The sequence below is a fragment of the Pseudomonas iridis genome (genome assembly GCF_017980685.1).
Classification (GTDB): domain Bacteria; phylum Pseudomonadota; class Gammaproteobacteria; order Pseudomonadales; family Pseudomonadaceae; genus Aquipseudomonas; species Aquipseudomonas iridis.
Map to the genome: position 1 here is coordinate 992,686 of NZ_JACXXO010000001.1, position 24,009 is coordinate 1,016,694.

At 60.3% G+C, this 24,009-nt stretch carries 17 protein-coding genes and 2 pseudogenes; 8 read left to right on the forward strand and 11 right to left on the reverse strand.

Features of this window, described 5'->3' with window-relative positions:
* Positions 1 to 71 precede the first annotated feature (71 nt).
* The 6 genes and pseudogenes from IEQ42_RS04725 to IEQ42_RS27610 form a co-directional block, all read left to right on the forward strand.
* Positions 72 to 1,268 carry an Arm DNA-binding domain-containing protein gene (locus IEQ42_RS04725; RefSeq protein ID WP_051600378.1) on the forward strand — a complete coding sequence of 399 codons (1,197 nt, stop codon included), beginning with the start codon at positions 72 to 74 and terminating at the stop codon, positions 1,266 to 1,268.
* Between the two features lie 321 nt (positions 1,269 to 1,589).
* Entirely contained in the window at positions 1,590 to 2,516 is a 927-nt protein-coding gene (locus tag IEQ42_RS04730; protein ID WP_210702709.1) for a hypothetical protein, read from the forward strand.
* Between the two features lie 257 nt (positions 2,517 to 2,773).
* On the forward strand, positions 2,774 to 3,145 hold the full coding sequence (locus IEQ42_RS04735; protein WP_210702710.1) for a DUF6124 family protein: 372 nt from the start codon (positions 2,774 to 2,776) through the stop codon (positions 3,143 to 3,145).
* Positions 3,146 to 3,450: 305 nt separating this feature from the next.
* On the forward strand, positions 3,451 to 4,038 hold the full coding sequence (gene rimJ / locus IEQ42_RS04740) for a ribosomal protein S5-alanine N-acetyltransferase (protein WP_210702711.1): 588 nt from the start codon (positions 3,451 to 3,453) through the stop codon (positions 4,036 to 4,038).
* 224 nt (positions 4,039 to 4,262) lie between these two features.
* Positions 4,263 to 5,291 (forward strand): annotated as a pseudogene (locus IEQ42_RS27600) (methyl-accepting chemotaxis protein); the annotation flags it as partial.
* A gap of 261 nt (positions 5,292 to 5,552) precedes the next feature.
* Positions 5,553 to 6,149, forward strand: a pseudogene (locus IEQ42_RS27610) (methyl-accepting chemotaxis protein); the annotation flags it as partial.
* 260 nt (positions 6,150 to 6,409) lie between these two features.
* Here IEQ42_RS27610 and IEQ42_RS04750 read toward each other — a convergent pair.
* From IEQ42_RS04750 to IEQ42_RS04775, 6 genes are all read right to left on the reverse strand, one after another.
* Positions 6,410 to 7,783: a DUF1329 domain-containing protein gene (locus IEQ42_RS04750; protein ID WP_210702713.1), complete on the reverse strand. Its 1,374-nt coding sequence runs from the start codon at positions 7,781 to 7,783 to the stop codon at positions 6,410 to 6,412.
* A 131-nt stretch (positions 7,784 to 7,914) separates the two neighbouring features.
* The gene (locus IEQ42_RS04755) at positions 7,915 to 9,873 is read right to left on the reverse strand and encodes a DUF1302 domain-containing protein (RefSeq protein ID WP_210701325.1); all 1,959 of its coding nucleotides are present in this window, start codon (positions 9,871 to 9,873) and stop codon (positions 7,915 to 7,917) included.
* A 48-nt stretch (positions 9,874 to 9,921) separates the two neighbouring features.
* Positions 9,922 to 11,211, reverse strand: a complete 1,290-nt coding sequence (locus tag IEQ42_RS04760; RefSeq protein WP_210702714.1) for a phospholipase C/P1 nuclease family protein — start codon at positions 11,209 to 11,211, stop codon at positions 9,922 to 9,924.
* Between the two features lie 238 nt (positions 11,212 to 11,449).
* Positions 11,450 to 13,018: an FGGY-family carbohydrate kinase gene (locus IEQ42_RS04765; protein ID WP_210702715.1), complete on the reverse strand. Its 1,569-nt coding sequence runs from the start codon at positions 13,016 to 13,018 to the stop codon at positions 11,450 to 11,452.
* A gap of 20 nt (positions 13,019 to 13,038) precedes the next feature.
* Complete coding sequence (locus IEQ42_RS04770) at positions 13,039 to 14,631, reverse strand: glycerol-3-phosphate dehydrogenase/oxidase (RefSeq protein WP_210702716.1); 1,593 nt, start codon at positions 14,629 to 14,631, stop codon at positions 13,039 to 13,041.
* Positions 14,632 to 14,636: 5 nt separating this feature from the next.
* Positions 14,637 to 16,232: an FAD-binding oxidoreductase gene (locus tag IEQ42_RS04775; protein ID WP_210702717.1), complete on the reverse strand. Its 1,596-nt coding sequence runs from the start codon at positions 16,230 to 16,232 to the stop codon at positions 14,637 to 14,639.
* 209 nt (positions 16,233 to 16,441) lie between these two features.
* Here IEQ42_RS04775 and gliR point away from each other — a divergent pair, with 209 nt between their 5' ends.
* Both gliR and IEQ42_RS04785 read left to right on the forward strand, forming a co-directional pair.
* Positions 16,442 to 17,458: an AraC family transcriptional regulator GliR gene (gene gliR / locus IEQ42_RS04780; RefSeq protein WP_042557556.1), complete on the forward strand. Its 1,017-nt coding sequence runs from the start codon at positions 16,442 to 16,444 to the stop codon at positions 17,456 to 17,458.
* Positions 17,459 to 17,969: 511 nt separating this feature from the next.
* Positions 17,970 to 18,335 carry a DUF6124 family protein gene (locus IEQ42_RS04785; protein ID WP_210702718.1) on the forward strand — a complete coding sequence of 122 codons (366 nt, stop codon included), beginning with the start codon at positions 17,970 to 17,972 and terminating at the stop codon, positions 18,333 to 18,335.
* A 253-nt stretch (positions 18,336 to 18,588) separates the two neighbouring features.
* Here IEQ42_RS04785 and IEQ42_RS04790 read toward each other — a convergent pair whose 3' ends face one another.
* From IEQ42_RS04790 to IEQ42_RS04810, 5 genes are all read right to left on the reverse strand, one after another.
* A complete protein-coding gene (locus IEQ42_RS04790) occupies positions 18,589 to 18,957 on the reverse strand; it encodes a glyoxalase superfamily protein (RefSeq protein ID WP_150595137.1) in 369 nt (122 codons plus the stop codon).
* Between the two features lie 118 nt (positions 18,958 to 19,075).
* Positions 19,076 to 20,533, reverse strand: coding sequence for an N-acyl-D-amino-acid deacylase family protein (locus tag IEQ42_RS04795; protein ID WP_210702719.1), 1,458 nt, complete (start codon positions 20,531 to 20,533; stop codon positions 19,076 to 19,078).
* A gap of 1 nt (position 20,534) precedes the next feature.
* Positions 20,535 to 21,395, reverse strand: a complete 861-nt coding sequence (locus tag IEQ42_RS04800) for a MurR/RpiR family transcriptional regulator (protein WP_047299666.1) — start codon at positions 21,393 to 21,395, stop codon at positions 20,535 to 20,537.
* 15 nt (positions 21,396 to 21,410) lie between these two features.
* Positions 21,411 to 22,760, reverse strand: a complete 1,350-nt coding sequence (locus tag IEQ42_RS04805; RefSeq protein ID WP_115148412.1) for a GntP family permease — start codon at positions 22,758 to 22,760, stop codon at positions 21,411 to 21,413.
* Positions 22,761 to 23,101: 341 nt separating this feature from the next.
* Positions 23,102 to 23,995: an NAD-dependent epimerase/dehydratase family protein gene (locus tag IEQ42_RS04810; RefSeq protein WP_210702720.1), complete on the reverse strand. Its 894-nt coding sequence runs from the start codon at positions 23,993 to 23,995 to the stop codon at positions 23,102 to 23,104.
* Positions 23,996 to 24,009: the final 14 nt, after the last annotated feature.

Sequence of the window (24,009 nt, forward strand, 5' to 3'; positions counted from 1 at the left end):
TGGCGGCTCGGTGAGATATGGATCAAAGCGCCGGATGGCCGGACGCTTATCGACATAGAAGGATATGAGTCATGGGTAGAGGCGGGCGGGGAGTTCGGGCAGTCTCCGATTCGAGCATCGAAATCACGTTCATGTATCGGGGCGTCCGGTGCCGCGAGCGGATCACGCTCAAGCCCACCGCCACTAATCTGAAGAAAGCCGAGCAGCACAAGGCGGCGATCGAGCATGCAATATCGATCGGCACCTTCGACTATTCGGTGACATTCCCTGGCTCGGCCCGGGCGGCGAAGTTCGCGCCCGAGGCCTCCCGTGAAACCATGAACGGTTTTTTGACCAAGTGGCTCGAGGCGAAGAAGAAGCACGTCGCGAGCAGCACGTTCGATGGTTATCGAAAGCTGGTCACCCTGCGCCTGATCCCCGCCCTGGGCGACACCATGCTCGTGGACCTGAAGCGGAAGGCAGTGAGGGACTGGCTCGACACGCTGGAGGTGAGCAATAAGACGCTGAGCAATATCCAGAGCTGCCTACGCTCCGCGCTGAACGATGCCGCCGAGGAGGAGTTGATCGAGCTGAACCCGCTGGCTGGCTGGACCTATTCGCGCAAGGCCGCGCCGCCAAAAAAAGACGATGTCGACCCTTTCAGCCCTGAAGAGCAGCAGGCGGTGTTGGGCGCCCTCTCCGGCCAGGCGCGCAACATGATGCAGTTCGCCCTATGGACAGGATTACGCACTAGCGAACTGGTGGCGCTGGACTGGGGCGATATCGACTGGCTGCGGGAAGAGGTAATGGTCAGCCGTGCGATGACCCAGGCCAGCAAGGGAAAGGCGGAAACAACGAAGACCGCCGCCGGGCGCCGAAGCGTGAAGCTGCTCAGGCCGGCGATGGAGGCATTAAAAGCACAGAAAGCGCACACGTTCCTGGCGGACGCCGAAGTGTTCCAGAACCCGCGCACACTCGAGCGCTGGGCTGGCGACGGGCCGATCCGGAAAACGATGTGGGTGCCGGCGATGAAGAAGGCTGGTGTTCGGTACCGGAGGCCGTACCAGACCCGGCACACCTACGCGTCGATGATGCTGTCTGCCGGCGAGCATCCAATGTGGGTGGCCAAGCAGATGGGACATACCGACTGGCTAATGATTGGCCGCGTGTACGGACGCTGGATGCCATCAGCGGATGTCAGTGCGGGCAACAGAGCAGAAGAGCTTTGGAGTGCAACACCAGATGATGGAAATAATGTTGAGGGAAGATTTGATCCTGCTGCTCGATGATCAGGACGTTTGGAGGCTATAAAAGACAGCTTGGTCGAGCCTTTACGAAGACGAGAAAGGCCGATCTATGACAGCAATTTTCGGCGCCCAACTAATGACAGCTTTTCGACAGCATTCTAACGCCACCCTTTATAGGGCGCGGCATACAGCGCAAGGGACGCGGGTTCAAATCCCCCCGGCACTCAACAACAAAGCCCGCCCAGTGCGGGCTTTGTCGCATCTGGAGATTGGAGATCGGGATTTGATCACCAGACCGGTTGGACGGGCGTGCCACCCCGGCTCTATGCTTCGGGATACCCAGGCAATAACCCAAGGAATCTCATGAATATCTGGCTCGGCGCCGCACTGGCTGCCCTACTTTCACTGTCTGCCCATGCCGCGACTACCGACATCTCGCCAAGAATCCAGCAGGTCAACTACAAAAGCGGCTATGGCAGTGTGCAGTTCAAACAGTCGATCAAGGGCTATAAAACGGCTGAGTACAAACTCAACGCCAAGGCCGGGCAGATACTGACCGTGGACTTCAAGCCCACCAACACGTCTGCCTACTTCAACATCACCGCCAAAAATTCCGATTACGCCCTGTTCAACGGCTCGATGATGGGCAATCACTTTCTCGGCTCGCTGCCCGCCGATGGCGAGTACACGGTGCAGGTCTATCTCATGCGCAATGCTGCCCGGCGCAATGAGGTGGCCGATTACGCGATTTCACTGAGCCTCGCCAACGGCGACGCTGTGGATAACAAAGCGGCATTCGACCAGAACCTGGAGCTGCAGGGCATCCACTTTCATGTAAAAGCGGATCAGGTCGATGGCAAATCCATCGTGCGTATCGAACCCAAGGGCCTGGAAATCGATAACACGGTGCAAACCCGTCCGCTCAACGGCAACATCGTCCGCGCCGAGATTGGCGACCTGAATAACGACGGCTCACCTGAGATCTACATTTTCACCCGTACGCCTGGACGCAGTATGCCGGGCGAACTGATCGCCTACTCCGCCAACAACAAAAAATCCCTGAGCGAAATCTATCTGCCGCCCATCAGCGAAAACCCGAAAATCGCCGACGGATATCAGGGTGAAGATTCATTTGCCGTAGTGGAGAACACGCTGGTCCAGCGCTTCCCGGTTTACAACAGCGCCGACGCAGGTGCGGGCCGGACGGGGAAGATGCGGCAGGTTCAGTACAAATTGGTGGCGGGAGAGGCAGGGTGGATTTTGCGTGAGGACAAGGTGACGGAGTATTGAGCCAGACGCTCTTTCCAGTCGACAAGAAAAAGCTCGCTGCAACGGGCGTTTCTGCACTCACAGTGCCCCCGGCAATTACCCATTCATCGCTCTCACTTCCTACATTTCACGTCCTAGGAAATTTCCCTCAACACGCGTCGACTTTCATGAACTGGTGCACCAATTTCCACGGCGCTACCCTCCACGCTTCGCTGCCATCCAGCGGGCGGTTTGCCAGGCCGCAGCCGCCGAGATCGTTCACTCCACGGAGCTACGTCATGAAAAAAATCACCCGACTTACGCTTGTCGGTCCGGTCCCGGCCGACGCGCAAACGCCCGGTCAGAAAACCCACGCCAGCGTCACAGGCTCAAACCAACGCAAACCCCGCCGTACCGTGCCACTCAAGCAAATGTTCAGCGTGCGCGAAGATGTCGATACGATGACCCTGCTCACGCATGCCAGTGATCTTCTCGAATCCCTCGCGCTCATCAGCGCAAATTTTGCCGATGAGTGCGACGGCTCCCAGCGCCATATTGCGGTGGCCATCAAGCAATTGAGCGCGTTGGCCGAGATTGTGGTTTGCCGGGCACGGGATCAAGTTGTGCAGCAGGGCTCGCCCGCTTCACCGCCCCCTGAAGTGCGCCATTGATGGCTGAAGCGGGCGCGGAACGAGCGCTTGTCAGACCGGGTCAGGGCAACTCATCGAGATGAATTTTTCTTCACTGCTGCGACTCAACCAACGTTGTAAAGTCCGCTCGCTCATTCAAGAAACTACGGTTCGCCCGCGGCTCTCCCGCGGGCTTTTTTTGCCTGTTGTCTGGCTGCCTTCAGTAAACCGACTCACCTGAGATCCCCCCACAACTTTCCGTGCAGGAGCAGGCCACTCACAACCCGTTTGTATTTTCCGGCGCCCCGGGCAATTCTGTCCTTTGACACCCCTGCCCGGAGCGACCGATGCCGTTGTTGACCCTGCCCTGCCAACGCCTGACGCTCGCCATCCTTGCCCCGGATCAGGCAGAACTGGAAAGCGATTTCTATCAACGCAACCAGCGCCACCTCGCGCCGTGGTCGCCTATTCGTACGACCGACTATTTTTCCACTGCGCAGATTCGCCGCCGTCTCGAAATCCAGGCCAGCGCCTTCGACGCCGGGTTGGCGATGCATTTCGCGCTGCTGAGCGCGGACGGCCAGCAGATGATCGGTGCCTGCAATTTCAGCGGCATCATTCGCGGGGCGTTTCAGGCGTGTTATCTGGGGTACCACATCGACGCAACTCAGCAAGGCCAGGGCCTGATGCAAGAAGCGCTGGAGACCGGTATCGGTTACATGTTCGAGACCCAGAACCTGCACCGGATCATGGCCAATTACATCCCCGGCAACGAGCGCAGTGCACGGTTGTTGGAGCGGCTGGGCTTCGAGCGGGAGGGCTACGCCAAGGCATATCTGAACATTGCCGGACGTTGGCAGGATCATGTGCTGACTGCGCTGGTCAACCCGGGCTTCGAAGCACCGGGTCAGCGCGGGTCACGGCGTCTGGGGTGATCTCCACGGGCGCTCGCTGACAGGTGAATAGTGGCTTGCGAGCGCCTGTTACAAATTCTGTCTGACAAAAAACCTTTCAGCTCTCGCGTTTGCTGCCGATACAGACCTGCTAACACCCTTGCTGGCTCAAAAAACAACAATCTTCCAGCTTACCGACGATCAAGAAACACGAGTTTCTGGAGGATATTGTGATGAATAGCTGGTTCGGCAACATCAGCGTGAACATGAAACTGGGCCTGGGCTTCGGCCTTGTCCTGGCACTGACCTGCGTTTTGGCCCTGACCGGCTGGACCAGCCTGGGCGGCTTGATTGACCGCAGTAACTGGATGAGTGACATCACCCAGCTCAACTCCGGCCTGACCAAACTGCGAGTGGTGCGCCTGCAATACATGCTGACCAACGGCGACGAAACCGCCGCGCAGAATGTACAGACCACCCTCGACGGCTTCGCCGCGCAACAGCAGAAGCTCATCAGCAGCTTCAAGAGTCCGGAAAACGTCAAACTGCTCAAGGAGCAGGCGGCGACCATCGCCGAATACCAGACGTCCCTGAACAAAATGCGTAACGCCTATCGCACCGGCAACACCGCGCGCGACACCATGAGCGTCAACGCCGCGAGCGCGTACAACCTGATCGAGTCGATCGGTAAGCGCGTTCAGCAAATGGACATGAGCGAGCAGCGTTTCGAGCAGTTCCAGGCCATCAGTGCCGCCAAGGAAGCATTCATCCTCGCCCGTTACGAAGTGCGCGGCTACACCGCCACCACCAACGCCGAAACCGAGCAGAAAGCCATCGGCCAAATCGACGTGGCGATCGCCAGCCTCAAACAGCTGAACGTGCATTTCGCTGATACCCAGCCAGATGCCCTGCGTCAGCTGGAAACGGCGTTGACCAATTATCGCAGCGCGTTGATGGCCTATAAAAACGCCAACAGCGAAGCCGTGCAGGCGCGTAAGGAAATGACCGATCAGGGCGCCACCATCGTGACCCTGAGCGAGCAGCTGTATCAGATTCAGCTTGATCGTCGCGACGTCGAAAGCGCTCAGGCGCGTACCTTTCAGTTGATCAGCACCCTGCTGGCCCTGCTGGTTGGCGTGATTGCCGCGGTCATCATCACCCGTCAGATCACCCGCCCACTGCGAGAAACCCTGGCCGTGGTCGAGCGCATCGCCAGCGGCGATCTGACCCAGAACGTCACCATCACCCGCCGCGACGAACTCGGTGTGCTGCAACAAGGCATCGCACGCATGGGCGTCACCCTGCGCGACTTGATCAGCGGCATCCGCGATGGCGTGACCCAAATCGCCAGTGCTGCCGAAGAGTTGTCGGCCGTTACCGAGCAGACCAGCGCCGGTGTAAACAGCCAGAAGATCGAAACCGATCAGGTCGCCACCGCCATGCACGAAATGACTGCCACCGTGCAGGAAGTCGCGCGCAATGCCGAAGAGGCTTCGCAAGCAGCTGCTGCGGCTGACGGCGAAGCACGTGAAGGCGACAAGGTCGTGAACGAGGCCATCACACAGATTGAGCGTCTGGCCAGCGAAGTGGCGCGCTCCACTGAAGCCATGAGGGTGCTGCAACAGGAAAGCGACAAGATTGGCAGCGTCATGGACGTGATCAAAGCCGTCGCCGAACAGACCAACCTGCTGGCGCTCAACGCCGCAATTGAAGCGGCACGTGCCGGTGAAGCCGGTCGTGGTTTCGCCGTGGTCGCCGACGAAGTCCGTGGCCTGGCCCAGCGCACGCAGAAATCCACCGAAGAAATCGAAGGCCTGGTCGCCGGTTTACAGAACGGCACCCAGCAAGTCTCGGCAGTGATGAACAACAGCCGCGCCCTGACTGACAGCAGCGTCGCCCTGACTCGCAAGGCCGGTACATCGCTGGAAAACATCACCCGCACGGTGTCGAACATCCAGTCGATGAACCAGCAGATCGCCGCCGCTGCCGAACAGCAAAGCGCCGTGGCCGAAGAGATCAGCCGCAGCATCATCAACGTTCGCGACGTGTCTGAGCAGACCGCCGCGGCGAGTGATGAAACCGCCAAGTCCAGCGTTGAACTGGCACGGTTGGGTGGTCAGCTGCAGCAGATGGTGAGCCACTTCCGCGTTTGATCCTGATTTCGCGCTGAAGCCAAAAACCAATCGCGGGCAAGCCCGCTCCCACAGGGTTCTGAGTCGTTCACAGATGTTGTGTTCGACTCAGAACGTGTGGGAGCGGGCTTGCCCGCGATTGCGTTAGAACAGCCACCTCAGAATTCCCCCGCCTTATGTAGGAGCTGCCGCAGGCTGCGATCTTTTGATCTTGTTTTTAAAATCAAGATCAAAAGATCGCAGCCTTCGGCAGCTCCTACAGGGGCCAAGTTAATGGATCCTCACCGGGTGCCGCGTTGGCGCAATGCCGACGGCATGAAGTACGCGTCCTCAGGCGCAGGTTGGGCGAAGTCCACGGTTTCCGATTCTTCGTTGTCGAGGTTCTGCACGTAGTAACGGCGTGCCTGCAAGTCGTGGAAAACGTCGAGCGCACTCCAGGTGGTGGGCAGGTCGTAGAAGTTTTTCAGGTAGGCCATCGACACGCGCCACAACTCCCCTCGCCCGTCGTATTGATCGACCAGCGCAGCCCCCCAACTGTCCTCATCCAGAAACAGCACGCGCTTGGAATAGATGTGCCGCGAACCGGGTTTGAGGTTGCCTTCCACCACCCACACGCGGTGCAGCTCATAGCGGGTGAATTGCGGGTTGAGGTGGCCGGGGGTAAGCAGTTGCGCGTACTTCACGTCGGGGCTGCCGACTTTGTAGTTGTTGTAGGGAATGTAGATTTCCTGCTTGCCCTTGAGCTTCCAGTCGTAGCGATCCGGCGAGCCGTTGAACAGGTCGGTGTCGTCGGCAGTGCGCAGGCCATCGGACGAGGCGATCGGCGTGTCGTATGCAAGGTTCGGCGCGCGGCGCACGCGGCGTTGGCCGGCGTCGTAGATCCAGGCCTGGCGCGCACCCTTGAGCTGATCGAGGGTTTCGTGCACCAGTGCTGCACCGCCCGCCAGCCGTGCCGGACTTTTCACAAATGCCACGTAGTAGAAGAGGATGTTTTTCAGGTCGGCGAACTGTCCACCGGGACGGTAATAGTTGAACAGCGCTTCCTGCTGCGAGGTCACCAGCGCGAAGCTGCCGTTGCGCTGGACCGGCGCCTCGGAGGCACGCCGTACAACGTAGATGCCGCGATAACGGGTGATGTGATTCCACAGCACTTCGACGCCATCCTTGGGCACCGGGAACGGCACGCCACCATAGGCATCGGAAAACCCGCTGCCACCTTCGAGCAGCTTGGCCGAGGTCGCATTTTTCAGGGTGTTGTCGTACAGCCATTGCGGCGCCGATCCTGATCGGCGCGAAGGATAAACCGGCATCTGGAAGGTGTCGGGGTAGCTGTTGAAAAGCGCAATCTGGCCCGGGCTGAGATGGGATTTGTACTGATCGAGATTGGCTTTGGTTATGGTGAACAACGGTTTGTCCGCTGCAAACGGATCGGGGTGATGCTGGCCCGGTTTGTAGCCTGCCGGGGCCTGGGTGATGCCGCCGGTCCAGGCCGGGATGGTGCCCGCTGCGTTGCCGGCGCGCTCGGCGCCGAGTGGGGTCAGGGTGGTTTTCAGTTGTTCGGCTTGCTGGGGGGTGACGGCGGCCAGTGCAGTGCCGGCGGCCAAACTTAGCCACAACGCGAGTGATGTTTTTGTCAGCCTTGAAGTGTGAAACATGATTTTCTCCAGAATGCAGAAAACTGTGGGAGCTGGCTTGCCAGCGATAGCGGTGGGTCAGCCACCATTGATGTTGAATGTGCCGACCTCTTCGCGAGCAGGCTCGCTCCCACAGGGGCTGTGTGTAGCCTTCAAAGGAAATACTTGAGGTTGAACCCGACGTTGTCGCGATCGCGAATGCCGTTGTTCTGCCCGCCGCCGTAGAACTCGGTGTACTGCAACTCGGCCTCGAGCTTGTTCTGGTAGTTGGCCTTGATCCCCAGCGTGTAGGCCTTGCGACCTTCGATGGTGTTGCCGGCCTGATAGCTGTTGCCCTTGAAATCATCCTTGTAGACGACGTACGGCGAGACGTTGACCCCGGCGTAGACGTCGTTCCACGTGCCGTTGAGCATCGCCGTGTAGCTGTAGGAATCGCGGTTAACCTGATCGTCACGCTCACCGCCGGACACATAGGAATAGTTACCGGTGCCGGCGTAGTAACGATTGCTGCCGTCGAAAGCGGTGTATTGCAGGTTGCTGCCGCGCAGGTGCTCGGAGGCCAGTTCGAAGATGCCGAACAACGAGTCGAACGACCCGGTCGGACCGAAGTTGTAGATGGTGCCCAGCGAGGTATTGAACGCTTCAACGCGCTCGGCGTTGTTGATCTGGCTGTCGAGGGTGACCATTTGCCCGCCGACATTGATCGACTGGCCCGTTACCGCCGCAGCCGCACCGTTGGCCAGATCGCCGATCAGGTCGTTGGTGGCCGCAACACCGATGGGCAGGTTTGGCCGATAAGCCACTTCACCGAACACCGAGGCCTCGCCCAACGTGGTGTTGAAGCTGAAACCGTACATGCGGATGTCTTCGGCATAGCGCCGATGCGCCTGAATGTTGCCCATCACATCCGCCGTGGCCAGACCATCGGCGAGTGCCCCGGCCTGACTGCCGGCGACACCGGCCAACAGGTTGGTCAGGGCGTTCATGTCGATGCCGTTGTACCCACCCAGATCCGCCGCAATGGTCGGCTCCTTGGCGTGGTAGTTAACCAGGTACAGGCCAAACTCAGTGCTGTTGAGCTGTTCGGCGATGTAGCGAAAGGCAAAACCAAACTGGCCGTCGTTGCGCGCGTTGTAGTCCTTGCCGACGGACGCCACTTTGAGCGTATTGCCGTATGCCGGGGTCACGCCGTTGGCGTACAGCCCGGTGGATTGCAGGACCGGGCCGAGCAGCGGGTTGTTGCCCAATGCGCTGTACAGACCGATGACGTTGCCAAATCCTGGCACGGGTGTGTCGAGAGCGGTGCCGCTGAAATCGTTGTAGCCGGTGTTGCCGCCGTCGGCGAACAGATCGGTTTGCGAGTAGAACGTGCCGACCGGATCGATACGGGTTTCCTTCCAGTTGGTCTGGTAGAAACTCTCCAGGGTCAGGCTGTCAGTCAGGCCGATGTTGAAGCTCAGCGCCTCCACCGGCACCAGCACTTCCTTGACCTCGGCGCCGGGCAAACGGTACTTGGCCGCGTCCACCGGATTGGTGGTGTTGATGCCGCCGCGATAGAAAATCCCCTCGCCCCAGTTGAACACCTGACGGCCGACGCGCGCCGTCACCGGCATCTGCGCGACGTCCCAACTGCCGTGGACGTAAGCGTCGAGCATCTCGATCCGGGTGCCGGCGATGTCGCGGGTCTGGCTGGTGAAGCGGTCGTCCTGCGGGTAACTCTGGCTCGGTTGTGACGGATTGTTGTTGCGGTAGTAATCGTTGCGTTTATCCATCAGTTGGGTGTCGTAGAACGCGGTACCGCGCACGAACAAGCCGTAGTTCTGATAGTTGGCCTCAAGCTCTGAGGTGATCTTGTACACCTCGGAAACCAGCCCGGTGTCGAAGTTGCGATTACCGTCGTTGGTGTTGACGTCATCGTTGGTTTTGTCGCGCCCCTGCACCCGCCACAAGCGACCATAGGACAAGGTCGTGTCGAACGAGCCGGTGACCTGTTTATCCAGCACACTGAACTCGGCGGCCTGCACCCCGTCGACCGCGCAGAGTTGCAGCAGCCCTGCCAGGCCGACACCGGGTAGCACCGCACCAGACAGGCGCAATCGAGTGTTGATCATCTCTTCCTCCTTCCCTGTTTTTTATTGTTTTTGGTCCTGCCGCGATGGCTAGGGCGCTAGTCCCGCACTGATATAAATCCGGCTGTGCGCGCCGAAATGGCCGAGCAGTCTGAACAGCTGTTGATTGAGTGCCGGATGGTCGAAATCTTCCCGGCGCAACTGATTGCCGCTGCTGAAATCATTGGTGACCGGCGCCGTTTCCAGCCATTGGCCGATGGCTTCATCGAACGCGGCGGAGTCATCAACAGACTCGGCGCTGACCACCTCGCGCAGGTAGTCCACGGAGTACGGTGGATATTGTTTGTCCTGGGAAAAATCGGTGTAAGCGTCGAGCATCGGATGCGCTTGCCCGGCGCGTAGCAAGCGTCGCAGCCAGGTCGTCTGGTATTTCTCGACCTCCATATGCCGCGTCGCAACACGCTCGATTGACGCCTGTTTGTCGCCCGCAAAACCGGCCAGCGCCTTACCTTCCAGCAGCAGAAGACTGGCAAGATCGACGCCGGGCAACGGCTTGGCGTGATACGGCTGGGTCAGGTCCTGGACGTGGTGCAGGCCCCAGCCGAGAAAGCGATAGCCCCAGTAAGGATGGCCGCTGGCAAACGCCAGCCGCGCCAGGCCCATGTATTGATACGCGCGCCAGTGCGGCCAACTGCGCTCAAGAAAACCGGCAGCGGCATACACCACCGGGCTCTCGTGGAAGAACCCCATGTGGAAAGGAGCCTGGGAACTGTACTGAAACCGCGCATCGCCAAAAGGCTGCGGGCCGAAGCCGTATACCGCGCCGACTTCGCCCGGGTTGTCGCTGAACAGATTGATGTCGTGACCGTAATCCGGTTCGTCGGCAGCGCTGGCCAGCACCGCAAGCGGTGCGACTTTTTCGCCTTCAGCGACAACGATGAAGCGCTGCCGATTCCACGGCGAGAGCGTCTGCTCGACCATGACTTGCTCGGCGCCGAGGTGTTCGCGTTCGGGCAGATCCTTGCCCGGCAAAGGCTGGATCACCATCGCCAGATGAATCTGTGGATTGATGCGCAGCGCGGTGAGGAAATCGTGGCGCAGGTTGTGCCCCTGCACGGCAGGCATTTGCAGATTGTCGGGGCGCGCAGGGTATTGGGCGAAGTGCTCGCGGGCGAAGCGTTCCTGTTGCTCGAGCAGCGCAACCACGGCCGGGTATTGCTGCGCGAGAAACTGCTCCAGCGGCTCGACTTCGACTTGCGGCGCATCCCGCAACGCAGGCAAATCCTGCAACGCCAGGTAGCTGCCCACCGTATGGTTCGACCAGCCCCAAGCGCTCGGGGCCGTTGCAAAAAGCAGCAACAGGAGGAATGTCAGCTTCATTGCTTGTGATTCTTATTGGAGATGCCGTGGGGGATGAGCCTAACAACCGACCCCGCCGCTGACACTGTCCAATCTCACCAGAAAAGGTCTCCGATAGCGCCATATGAGCGCCGTCGCAATTTGCCCCTCTCCCCTGTAGGAGCTGCCGCAGGCTGCGATCTTTTGATCCTGTTTTTTAAGATCAACATCAAAAGATCGCAGCCTTCGGCAGCTCCTACAGGGGGGTTGCGGTGTTTTCTTAAGCGGGGTAACCGGTGATTTTCCGGATGCTTTGGTACAGCGGCTTGAGCTGGCGATACATGCGCAGGTAGACCTCTTTGTACAGTTGCTCGTAGATTTTTTGCGCCTCCGGTTGCGGCATGAACACCGCGCCCACCCGGGTCATCGCCGCGATGGCCGTGGGGAAATCCGCATGCAGTCCCAACCCCACCGCGCAGCAAATCGCCGCGCCCAGGCCGGACGCTTCGTACACGTGCGGACGCTCGGCGGGCAAGCCAAAAATGTTCGCCGTCAGCTGCATCGCCGCATCACTTTGCGAACCGCCGCCAGCAACACGCAGCCGTTTGACCGACACCTTCGAACGCCGCTCGATGTTCTCCATACCCTGGCGCAAGGCATACGCCAGCCCTTCCAGAATCGCCCGGTAAATATGCGCGCGGGTGTGCACATCGCCGAAGCCGATCATTGCGCCTTTCGCTTCCACGCCCGGCTCGCGGATGCCTGGCGACCAGTAGGGTTGCAGCATCAAACCCATCGATCCCGGTGGCACCGCATCCACCAATGCATCGAACAATTGCTCGGGCTCGATGCCCTGCTCTTTCGCCTGCTGCATCTCGCGCAAACCGAACTCGTTCTTGAACCAGCTGACCATCCAGTAACCGCGATAAATCATCACCTCGCAGTTGAATTGATCCGGCACCGCCGACGGATAAGGCGGGATCAGCGGGACGATTTCCAGATAGCGCGAGCGGGTGCTGGTGATCGTCGCCGTGGTGCCGTAAGAAAGGCACACCGTGCTCGCATCGACCACGCCGGAACCGACCACCTCGCAAGCCTTATCGGCCCCGGCAGCAATCAGCGGCAGCCCTTCGGGAATTCCGGTGTGGCGGCTGGCTTGCGCGGTGATGTAGCCGAGGGTTTCACCGGGTTTGTGCAGGGTCGGCAGTTGCTCGGGGCGCACGGCCAGGGCCTGCCATTTCCAGTCACTCGGCGCGGCCCACTTAAGGTGTTTGAAGTCGAAGGGCAAGTAGCCGACGCAACACCCCACCGAATCGACAAAACGCCCGCACAAGCGATGGGTGAGAAATCCCGAGAGCAGCAAAAACTTGTCGGTCGCCGCCCACACTTCGGGCTGATGGCGAGCGATCCAGTTCGCCTCGGCCTGGGCGCGAAAATGGTCCACGGTGGCCTGCGCGCCGACCAGTTTGAACAGCCACCCCCACGGCCCTTTTATTCCACCTTCGACCTCACTCTGGCGTTGATCGAGCCACAGGATCGCCGGGCGCAACGGTTTGCCTTCGGCATCGACATTGATCACGGTGCCGCGCTGTGTGGTCAGGGAAACGCCGGCAATCTCTGAGCGATCAATGCCGGTTTGTGCCCAGACTTGCTGGCAGGCCTCGCCGAGTTTCGCCCAGTAATATTCCGGGTCCTGCTCGGCCCAGCCCGGCTGTGTCGAGTAATAGGCCTGCAACTCGACTTTGCCCTTACCGAGCAAATTACCCTGCAGATCGAAGAGCAGCGCGCGCACGCTTTGGGTGCCGTTGTCGATAGCCAACAGGTAGCGCTTGTTCGGGTGGTTATCCATGGAGCTCTCTTCAAGGGGCATCAAGGCGTGGCATCCGGCAAACCGTGATGGCGTTGCCACAACGCCTGATAACGCTGTAACTCATGCTGCCAGTGTTCGTCGCTCCAACCCAGTCGCGGCTGACAGATCTGGCGGATGGCGGCGAAATAATCTTCGCCACCGCGTGGCAGCAACAGGCCCAATCGGGTGCGGCGCAGCAGCAGGTCATCAAGGTGCAGGACCATTTCTGCTTCGCAGGCAAAGGCCAGTTCCGCCCACAAGGTGTCGGTGTTGCCGACCGTGTCGTGACCCAGTTCCGTGAACAGTTGCGCCAGCCTTGGCAGGTCCCGGCCATGCCGCCCGGCCAGACGTCGCCACTGCTGCGCGCCAAGTCCGGGGATCGCCAGCGGTGGCACGGCGGCGAACACCGGCGCGGCGTCATCATCAAACGGCCGATCAAGCATCGCCGCGCAAGCCTTGAGTACTTCGATGGCTTGCGGGCGAAACGTCGTCAGTTTGCCGCCGGCCAGGGTCACGCAACCCGGTTCCTGCCACAGCACGTGCTCACGGGTTTCATTCGAGGGTTTGTCTTGATTCGCCCCCGCGCCACCGACCACCGGACGCACGCCCGACCAGGTCGACAGCACATCGGCGGCAACCACTTCGGCGCCGGGGAACTGTTGCGTGCAAGCCGCCAACAAATAGTCGAGTTCTTCAGCGCTGATGCTCGCGCTTTGATCCAGATTTTCGTGATGATCCAAATCCGTGGTGCCAACTACTGTCGCGCCTTCCCACGGAAAAACAAACACCGGTCGCCGATCACGCTCATGCAAAAAGGTGAATGCTTGAGCCACCGGCAGACGCCAGCCCGGCAACAACAAATGACTGCCGCGCAACGGGCGCAACTGCCGTGGTGCCTCGGCGGGTCGTAGCCGTTCAGCCCAGGCGCCGGTGGCCACGGCCAGCACGCCACAGCGCAATTGCAGGGACGCGCCAGCCTCGCAGTCCTCAACCTGAACCCCGCGCACGCGCCCGTCCTCACGCAGCAAATGCTCAACGCGCACGCCGTTTAGCACCACCGCACCGTCGGCCCGCGCCTCGCTCAACACACGCATCACCAGCCGCGCATCATCGGTCAGCGCATCGACAAAACAGGTGCCGCCGAGCAGTTCGGTTTCCTTCACCCCCGGCGCCAGATATCGCAGTTGCTGCGCGTCATGAAAACGGTGGCTGCGCCGCCCGGCCAGAGCGTCGTACACCGAAAGCAAACCACCCAAAACCCGTGGCCCGGGAAAGCCGCCGCGATAGTGCGGCATCATGAAACTCATCGGCTCGACCAGCCCCGGCGCTTCGTCGAGCAGGCGCTGACGTTCGCGCACCGAATCGCGGGTCAACCGCCATTGCCCCTTGGCGATGTAACGCAAACCGCCATGGACCATTTTCGACGATCGGCTGGACGTGCCCCAGGCAAAATCGCGCTGCTCCAGCAGCAGGCAGCGCCAGCCACGGCGCGCGGCTTCACGCAGGATTCCGGCGCCACTGATCCCGCCGCCGATGACAATCAGATCCCAGGTTTCATCGGCCAGCGTCGGCAAAACCTGCTGGCGCCACGCGGCGTTCCAGTGCGCAGTCATGGCCGTCATTCCGGCAACAGCGTGCCGGGGTTGAGGCGCCCGGCCGGATCGAAGTGCCGGCTCAGCGCCTGCAAGGTGTCCATCGCCAGCGCGCCTTTCTCGCGCAGCAGGTACGGCGCGTGATCCTTGCCCACGCCGTGCTGGTGACTGATGGTACCGTGGTTGTCGACGATGGTCTGGCTGGCCGCGTGCTTGAGCGCCTGCCAGCGCGCCAGCGTCGCGGGGTAATCCGCCGCAGGACGAAACACGTAGGTGGTGTAGATGCTCGAACCCTCGCCGTAAACGTGGGACAGGTGAGTGAACACATGCACCCGCTCGCCTTCAGCGGCCAAGGCATCGCGCAGGCTGTTTTCGATGAGGGTGAGCAGGTTGTCGACATTGCTCCAGTCGGTGGCGGTTTCGAGGGTGTCGACCACGTAACCGGCGTTCCACAGGTTCTCGCGCAGGTAGGGGAAACGGAAGCGATTCTGTGCCCATTTCTTGCCGAGCAAGGTGCCGGTGAATACGCCGCCAAAGGCTTTGAGATGCTGCCGCGCTTGCCTGAGCGACAGCGCATTTTGCCGACGATTGCCGGTCACGCCGAAGGTCAGCAGGCACTTGCCCTCGCCTGCTCCACGCAGGCTCAGGTACTTTTCCAGCCAGGCAATTTGCTGCGGATGGCCGGCCAACGCCAGTTGCGTTTCGGTCTCCACCGCGTTGGACAGGCGCAACATCGACAGCGGCACCCGCGCCTGAGCCAATTGGCGGATGGCTTGCAGCGCTTTGCTCCAGCTCGGCAGAAAAACGCCGTAGAAACGTTCATCGGCGGGCAGTGCACTGACCCGCACCTTGACCTCGGAAATGATCCCGAAACGGCCCTCGCAGCCCAGCACCACTTCACGCAGATCAGGGCCGGCGGCCGAGGCCGGGAACGTGGGGATTTGCAGTGGGCCGGCGAACGTTTCCAGCGTGCCCCCGGCGAACAATTGCTCGATCCGCCCATAACGCAGCGATTGCTGGCCGCTGGAACGGCTGGCGACCCAGCCGCCCAAGGTCGACAGCTCCCACGACTGCGGAAAATGCCCCAGCGTATAACCCCGTGCCCGCAGCTGACTTTCCACCTGCGGACCACTGGCACCGGGGCCGAAAGTCGCCAACAGGCTGTGTTCATCAAGGTCGATCAGACGATTCATCCGCGCCAGCGACACCGTCACCACCGGCCGCGCGGAATCCGGCGGGTTGATGTGCCCGGCCACCGACGTGCCGCCGCCGTAAGGAATCAGGCACAGGTCCTGTTCATGGGCGAGCCCCAGCAATTGGCGAATCTGCTCGGCTGTCTCGGGGAATGCCACCGCATCGGGATAATGGCCCAATGTGCCTTCGCGTAACGCCAGCCAATCCGGCAGGCTCTGGCCGCGAGCGTGCAGTAACCGGTCATGAGCGTCGACGCTGTACAACGTGTGAGCCCGCAACCGCGATTCAGGCACGCGGACCAGCGCTGTTTCCAGCGTCGCATCGGGCAGCGCTCGACCGTCGCCCAACCGTTCGGCGAGAAAACTCGCGCCCTGGGCCGGCAGTTCGACCACCGTGGTTGCATCTCCCCAGCCGTTCCAGCGTCGCATGCGTGTGTCCTTTTTCGGTTCTTATCAGCGATATTTCAGGCGTCCATACTAGTCGGCGGCCGAAAAGTGTCACGGTCGCATCCGGCCAGTTCGTGTAGCCAATTGAGTCAAACGTCGCGCAAGCGTCAGCCATTTACTTTAGCCGTGGTTTCAAATTACCTTTCAGGCATTCATCCGCTCATACCCGCTTTGATCAAGGGAATACGATCATGCAATCGCTCGGCTTCACCTCCGTTCCGCCGCTGCTCAAGTACCTGCGCCATGCCGAGCAACTGGGCATGGCCATCGAGCCTGCGTTGGCGGCGGCCGGGTTGCAGGCGCAGCAGCTGAGCGACAACACCCTGCGCTTGCCGGGTGAGGCGCATGAAAAGTTGCTCGATTATTTCTGCGAGCACTCGGGCGATCCGCTGTTCGGGCTCAACGCCGCGAATTTTGTGCTGCCCAATTCATGGAGTGTGCTCGGTTACATCACCATGAACTGCGCGACCCTGGGCGATGCGATGAGCCGCATCATGCCGTTCGAGAAACTGGTGGGCGACATGGGCGTCAGCCGCGCCGAGGTGCAGGATGGCCAAGTACACCTGATCTGGACCTGCCGTTATCAGCGCCCACGGATTCGTCGGCATCTGGTGGAAAACGTCCTCGGTTCGTGGCTGCAATATGCGCGCTGGATTGCTGATACGCAGATGTCGCCAGCGGCAGTCTGGCTGGAACATTCGTGCCCAGACGAGGTGACGCTGGCGCAGTACGAAGCGTTTTTCGATTGCCCGGTGCTGTTCGATCAGCCGTATTCAGCGTTGATTGTGCCGCCGGCGTATTTGCAGTTGCCCTTGCGTCAGGCCGATGCGCAATTGCTGCGCACGCTGGAAGAGCATGCGATGGGTTTGATGGCGACCCTGGAGGATGCGTCGCTTGCGCAACAGGTGAAGAGCATTTTGCGTCAGTTGCTCAAGGAGGGCCTGCCGCGCAAGGAGCAGGTGGCCGAGCACCTTGCCGTGTCGGTGCGCACGTTGCAGCGGCAATTGCATCAGGCGGGCACGTCTTATCAGCAAATTCTGGATGATCTGCGGCAGGAGTTGGCTGAGCACTATCTGTTGAACAGCACGTTGCCGATTCAGGACATTGCGCAGTATTTGGGGTTTACCGAACCGAGGTCGTTTCATCGCACGTTCAAGAGCCGGCGCGGGATGCCGCCAGGGGAGTTTCGGCAGACGCATCGGGGGTGATTGCGCGGGCCTCATCGCTGGCAAGCCAGCTCCCACAGGTTTCTCGGTGAACCACAAATTCTGTGTACGACTCGGTCACTGTGGGAGCTGGCTTGCCAGCGATGGCGTCAGTGGCCGCACCAAAAAACCGACAGGCAAATCCCCAATTTCCGATCGCAATAAACATCTTTTAGCGCAGACGTTTAAGGACACTCAGCGTTACGCGAAACCACCCACAAATCCTTGCGCCACTGCCTACGCCTAAGCCAGAATCCGCCGGCTTGTGCGCCCTGGAGCCTATCGGTAACTTGATTCCGTCACTGATTTCCAGTGATCGGGTTTAGTAGCCCGGCATGTTTGGGGCGTATAGCTCATCAGATCGACAGGCCTTGCCTGAACATTATGGTGGCTGTGCGCAGGGCGCCTTCGGGCGCGCCGGTTTCCCAGATCCCCGGTCTACTAACCTGCGCACAGCTGCCTCCTCTTCTTTTAGTAGAGAAGCGTTGGCCAGCCCTCAATGAGGATCTGGTAAATGTTCAAAGTAACGCCAAACCCGCCGGTCACCGACCCGGCCTCGCCCTACGAATCCCCCGATTCAAAGAAACTCCACGAAGCCGCCGAGCGCGCCCTCGACCACTACCTCGGCCCACCAACCGCCGAAATCATGGCCGCGCCTTACAAACCCAACGCGCTGTACATGGCCAGCCCCGAGTCCGATAACGAATCCCTGCTGGTGAATGCCAGTGAAACGCTCGGCTCGGCCACCGTCATGCTTCAAAACCACGTCGCAATGGTGGAAGGCACCCACCGCAAAACCCTGCAAGGCATCGCGCAGGTGGTGATGCTGGCAGAGCTGGCGGTTAACCGAGTGCTGGACAGATTAGTGCCGACCGAGTAGCGAAAAAGCCCGCTGGCAGACCGTAGTGGTTGGGCAGCGGGCTTTTTTGTTTGGCTTGCGATTTTTACCCTCACCCCAGCCCTCTCCCGGAGGGAGAGGGGGCCGACCGAGGTGTCTGGCGTTTTACGTCGACCTGACCGTCCGAGTCGATTATGGATTCAGCAAAGCAGATTCAGGTCGGCGTATGACTCAAGCATCCCCCAATCAGTCCCCTCTCCCTCCGGGAGAGGGTTAGGGTGAGGGGCTCTTCAGCTCAAACACAAATCGCATTGGTAAACACCAACCGATTCCCAAACGGGTCGGCAATAGTCATGTCCTGGCTACCCCACGGCGTCGCCTGAATCTGCGGATGGGAGAACTTGTATTCCTTGGCCACCAATTGCTGCTGAAACGCCTCAAGTTCATCGGTCTCGATGCGCAACGCCGAACCCGGCGAGGCATCGCCATGATGCTCGGATAAATGCAGCACGCATTCGCCACGCGACACCTGCAGATACAACGGGAAGTTCGCTTCGAAACGATGCTGCCAGTCGATCTTGAAGCCGAGGAAGTCGACGTAGAATTCTACGGCTTTGGCTTCATCGAAAATCCGCAGGATCGGGGTGGTTTTGCCGAAGCTCATGGGTTGCTCCCTGACTGGTTGGCCCAAGAGTGTAGCCGGGCTGGATGTCAGCACTTCGGCTTGATGATGGTTTTCTTTAGTCGCAATGTGCCACTACTGTGACGCACTGCGCGAAACGTCAACGAAAGCCGTCGCGCAAATCGCCCTGGCGCGCAAGAAACCGCCCTTCCCTTCGACCATTCGCCTGACCATCGCTGTAACTCAAAACGCCGTTGATCCACACCCCGTCAATCCCCTGCGCCGCCCGTTGCGGATCATGAAAATCAGCAACATCGCGCACGGTCGCCGGATCGAATAACACCAGATCCGCCCAGTTTCCTTCGCGAATCTCGCCTCTTTCCTTCAAGCCAAACCGCGCCGCTGACAGACCGGTCATCTTGTGCACCGCCGTGTGCAGCGGAAACAGTCCGACGTCACGACTGAAATGTCCAAGTACCCGTGGGAAAGCGCCCCACAGGCGTGGATGCGGGAACGGGTCTTCCGGCAGTCCGTCAGAACCCACCATCGACAACGGATGGGCGAGGATTCTTCGTACATCCGCCTCGTCCATGCCGTAGTACACCGCGCCCGCCGGTTGCAGGCGTTTGGCAGCCTCGAGCAGCGGCAGTTTCCATTCGGCGGCGATGTCGATCAGTTCGCGACCGCTGACTTGCGGGTGCGGCGTCGACCAAGTGATGGTGATGCGGTGGGCGTCGGTGACTTGTTTCAGATCCAGCGTCGAGGAACTCGCCGCATACGGATAGCAATCGCAGCCGACCGGATGGGTTTTCGCTGCCTCTTCCAGTGAGGCGAGCAACTGCGGACTGCGCCCCCAGTTGCCGACACCGGCACACTTGAGGTGGGAAATGATCACTGGCGACCTGGCGTGGCGCCCGATCTGAAATGCCTCATCCATCGCCTCCAGCACCGGGGCAAATTCGCTGCGTAGATGAGTGGTGTACACCGCGCCGAATGCCGTCAGTTCTTCGGTCAGTTGCATGACTTCATCGGTGGAGGCGCTATAGGCACTGGCGTAGGCCAGACCTGTGGATAAACCAAGTGCGCCAGCCTCAAGACTCTCGCGCAACTGCTCGCGCATCGCGGTGATTTCGGCAGGGGTTGCGGTGCGAAACAGGTCGTCGAGATGATTGCTGCGCAGCGCCGTGTGACCGACCAACGCGGCAACGTTCAACGTAGTGTTGGCCGCTTCGACCGCCGCGCGGTAATCGCTGAAGCGTGGATAAACAAACGCCGCTGCGGTGCCGAGCAGGTTCATCGGGTCCGGCGGATTGCCTTTCAAACTGACCGGCGAAGCGCTGATCCCGCAGTTGCCGACAATCACCGTGGTCACGCCTTGGCTGAGTTTTGGCAGCATCTCTGGCTGACGGATGACCACGGTGTCGTCGTGGGTGTGCACGTCGATAAAACCCGGCGCCAGCACGCGGCCGGCAGCGTCGATTGCTTCGGTGGCCTGGGCATCGCGCAGGTCGCCGATGCGCTCGATTCGACCGTTGAGAATCGCCACGTCAGCGCGATAGCCGGGTGTATTGCTGCCATCGATGATCAGGGCGTTGCGAATCAGGGTGTCGTACAGCATGTCAGTCTCCCAGCGGCAGGTGATCGTCGCCGCCACGGTATTCGTCGAGAGCGAGTTTGATGCGCCGCAGACGTTCTTGATTGTCTTCAGGACTGGCCAAGGCCAGCTCGGTCGCGAGCACGTCGATGGCGAGCAACATGCCGTAACGCGCCGCCGTCGGTTTGTAGATGAACGAGGTTTCTGCGCCTTGCAGCGGCAGGACGATGTCGGCCAGTTCCGCCAGTGGCGAATCGGCGCGAGTGATGGCGAGGATGCGCGCGCCGTAGTTGCGCGCCAGTTCGACGGTCTCCAGCAGCTCCGGGGTGATGCCGGTCAGCGAGCAGACGATGACGACCTGTTCGGCGTTGAGGCTGGCGGCGGTGACTCGCATCATCACCGCGTCATGGCAGACCGCAATCGGATAGCCGAGCCGTACCAGACGCACCTGCAATTCATCGCTGCACAGGGTCGAGCAGCCGCCCATGCCGAAGGCGTGGATCATCCGCGCCTGGCCAAGCAGTTTTACCGCATCAGCGAAACGCGATTCATCGAACCCGGCCAAGTGCTGACGCAGGGTGGTTTCGATATCGCCGACAATCTGCCCGTAAAACGCCGACTGTTCAGGCGTGCCCGCCGGGTCGAGAAAACGACTGCCCACGCCGCTGGCCTGGGCCAGTTGCAGGCGCAGATCACGCAGGTCGCGGCAACCGACGGTACGGGCAAATCGCGACAGCGTGGCGGTGCTGACTTCCGCTCGTTGCGCCAGCTCTTCAAGGCTGGCGGAGGCGGCAAAGCCGACGTCGTCGAGCATCAAACGGGCGATGCGGCCCTCGCCGGCGCTGAAGGAATCCTGACGGGCGCGGATCTGGTAGAGGATGTCCAAGGCGGCGGGCTCCGGTTACAGCAGGTAAGAAAGGCCGACAGTCAGACCGAAAGCGACCAGCGAGATCAACGTCTCAAGCACGGTCCAGGTCTTGAACGTCTGCGCGACCGTCATGTTGAAGTATTCCTTGATCAACCAGAAGCCGCCGTCGTTGACGTGGGAAAAGATAACCGACCCGGCCCCGGTCGCCAGCACCAACAGTTCGGGGTGTGGATATCCCAGACCAATGGCCACAGGCGCGACCACACCGGACGCGGTGGTCATCGCCACAGTCGCCGAACCCGTAGCGATACGCATCAGAGCGGCAAATAGCCAACCCATGAGCAGCGGCGACAGATGAAATTCGTGAGCGAGGCCGACGATCTGATCGGTCACGCCAGCATCGACCAGTATCCGGTTCAAACCACCGCCCGCGCCGACCAGCAAGGTGATGCTGGCGGTTGGCGCCAGACATTCATTGGTGAATTTGAGGATCGATTCGCGGTTGAAACCCTGGGCAATCCCAAGCGTCCAGAAGCTCAGCAACGTCGCCAGCAACAGCGCAATCACCGAATTGCCGATGAACAACAGGAACTGATTGAAACCGCTGCCCGGCGTCGAAATCAGGTTGGCCCAACCGCCAATCAGCATCAGCACCACCGGCAACAGAATGGTCGCCATGGTGATACCGAAGCTCGGCAGCTTGTCGCGTGGTTCGCGGTCGAGGAATTGTTTTTCGAGCGGGTTATCCGCCGGCAACTGAATGCGCGGGACGATGAATTTGGCGTACAGCGGGCCGGCGATGATAGCCGTAGGAATCCCGATCGCGATTGCATACAACAAGGTCTGCCCGACCGACGCCTGATACGCCTGTACCGCCAGCATTGCGGCCGGGTGCGGCGGCACCAATGCATGCACCACCGAGAGGCCGGCAACCATGGGCAAACCAACCATCAGGATGGAGACACCCACCCGTCGCGCCACGGTAAACGCAATAGGCACCAGCAACACAAAACCGACTTCGAAGAACAGCGGCAGCCCGACCAGAAACGCGATGCAGACCATCGCCCAGTGCGCGTTCTTCTCGCCGAACTTGTCGATCAACGTTCGCGCCATCTGATCCGCGCCACCAGACTCGGCCATCATCTTGCCGAGCATCGTCCCCAGCGCCACCACCAGCGCAATGTGCCCGAGCGTCTTGCCGACCCCGGCCTCATACGCACCCACCACACCCGACGGCGGCATGCCCGCTACCAGTGCCAGACCAATGGAAATCAGCGTGATGACAATGAACGGATTGAGCCGGTAACGGGCGATCAACACGATCAAAGCGATGATGGCCACGGCGGCATACACCAGCAGCCAATAGCCGAAAGAAGGCGTCATGCGGTACTCCTCGAAAGGGTCACGTTCGAATGGGTTGTGAAACTCATAAATCATTTCGAGATCGAGATTTCAAACCGCATGAAAGTAATTTTCGCGCAGAGGCAAGGGGTGTCGCGGATGGATATGTCTTGTCGTGATTAATGAAAATTGGGAGGCGGGATTTTCATGGCTGTCAGGCAAACACAAATCAAAATGTGGGAGCGAGCCTGCTCGCGAAGGCGGCCTGACAATCAACATCTCTAGCGACTGAAGCACCGATTTCGCGAGCAGGCTCGCTCCCACAGTTTTGATCGCATACCTCCAAACAGAATGCGCAAAACTTATGGGAGCTGGTGTACGACTCACACCATTTCGTTACGGATCCATTCAACCACCGAGGTGCGTTTCGGCGTCCAGCCCAGCAGTTCGCGGGCGTGTTTGCCGCGTACCCGGCTGTTGGAGCCGAGGCCGTAGTTGGCCATTTCATAGCCCCACTCGGCTTCGGCGTCTTGCAGTGGCCAGTCTTGTGGCTGGCCCAGGTTCAGGGCTTGGGCCATGGCGGTGGTCATGTCGATGAACGACGCTTCGCCGCTTTCGACAAAGTAGAACGTGCCCGGGACGTTTTTGGTCAGCGCCAGCAGGTACAGGGCGACGACGTCTTCGATGTGTACGTTGGACCAGATGTTTTGACCCGTGCCGACGTGGCGAACCACAGCGCTTTTGCGCGCCTGTTTCAGCAAGCGCGGCAATTGCACGCTGTCGCGGTTGACGCCCAGGCTGTGGCCGTAGATCAGGGTGTTGCAGATAACGGCCGAATTCACGCCGTCCTTCGCTGCATCGAGGATCAGGTTGTCGATGGCCACGCGTGCGGCTTTGTCGACGGTCGGCTCGGGGAGGTTGTCTTCGTAGTAGATGACGTCGCTCGACTTGCCGCCGGATGCATCGCCGACGATGCTCGAACCGCTGGTGTGCAGGAATACTTTGTTGGAGCCGCGCAAAGCGTCGAGCAAGGCTTCGACCGCGGCGCGATGGTCGCTGCTGGCGGCGTTGATCACTGCGTCGGCAGCGCGGGCCTGTTCGGCGAGCAGTGTTTGGTCGTCGAGGGTGCCGATCACCGGGGTGATGCCCAGTGCTTTGAGTTCATCGGCTTGTTCGGCGCTGCGCACCAGACCCGTAACATTGTGGCCGGCCTGAACCAGACCGGTAGCGATGGAGCCGCCGATAAAACCGGCAGCGCCGGTGACGAATACGTTCATGGAGAAACTCCCTG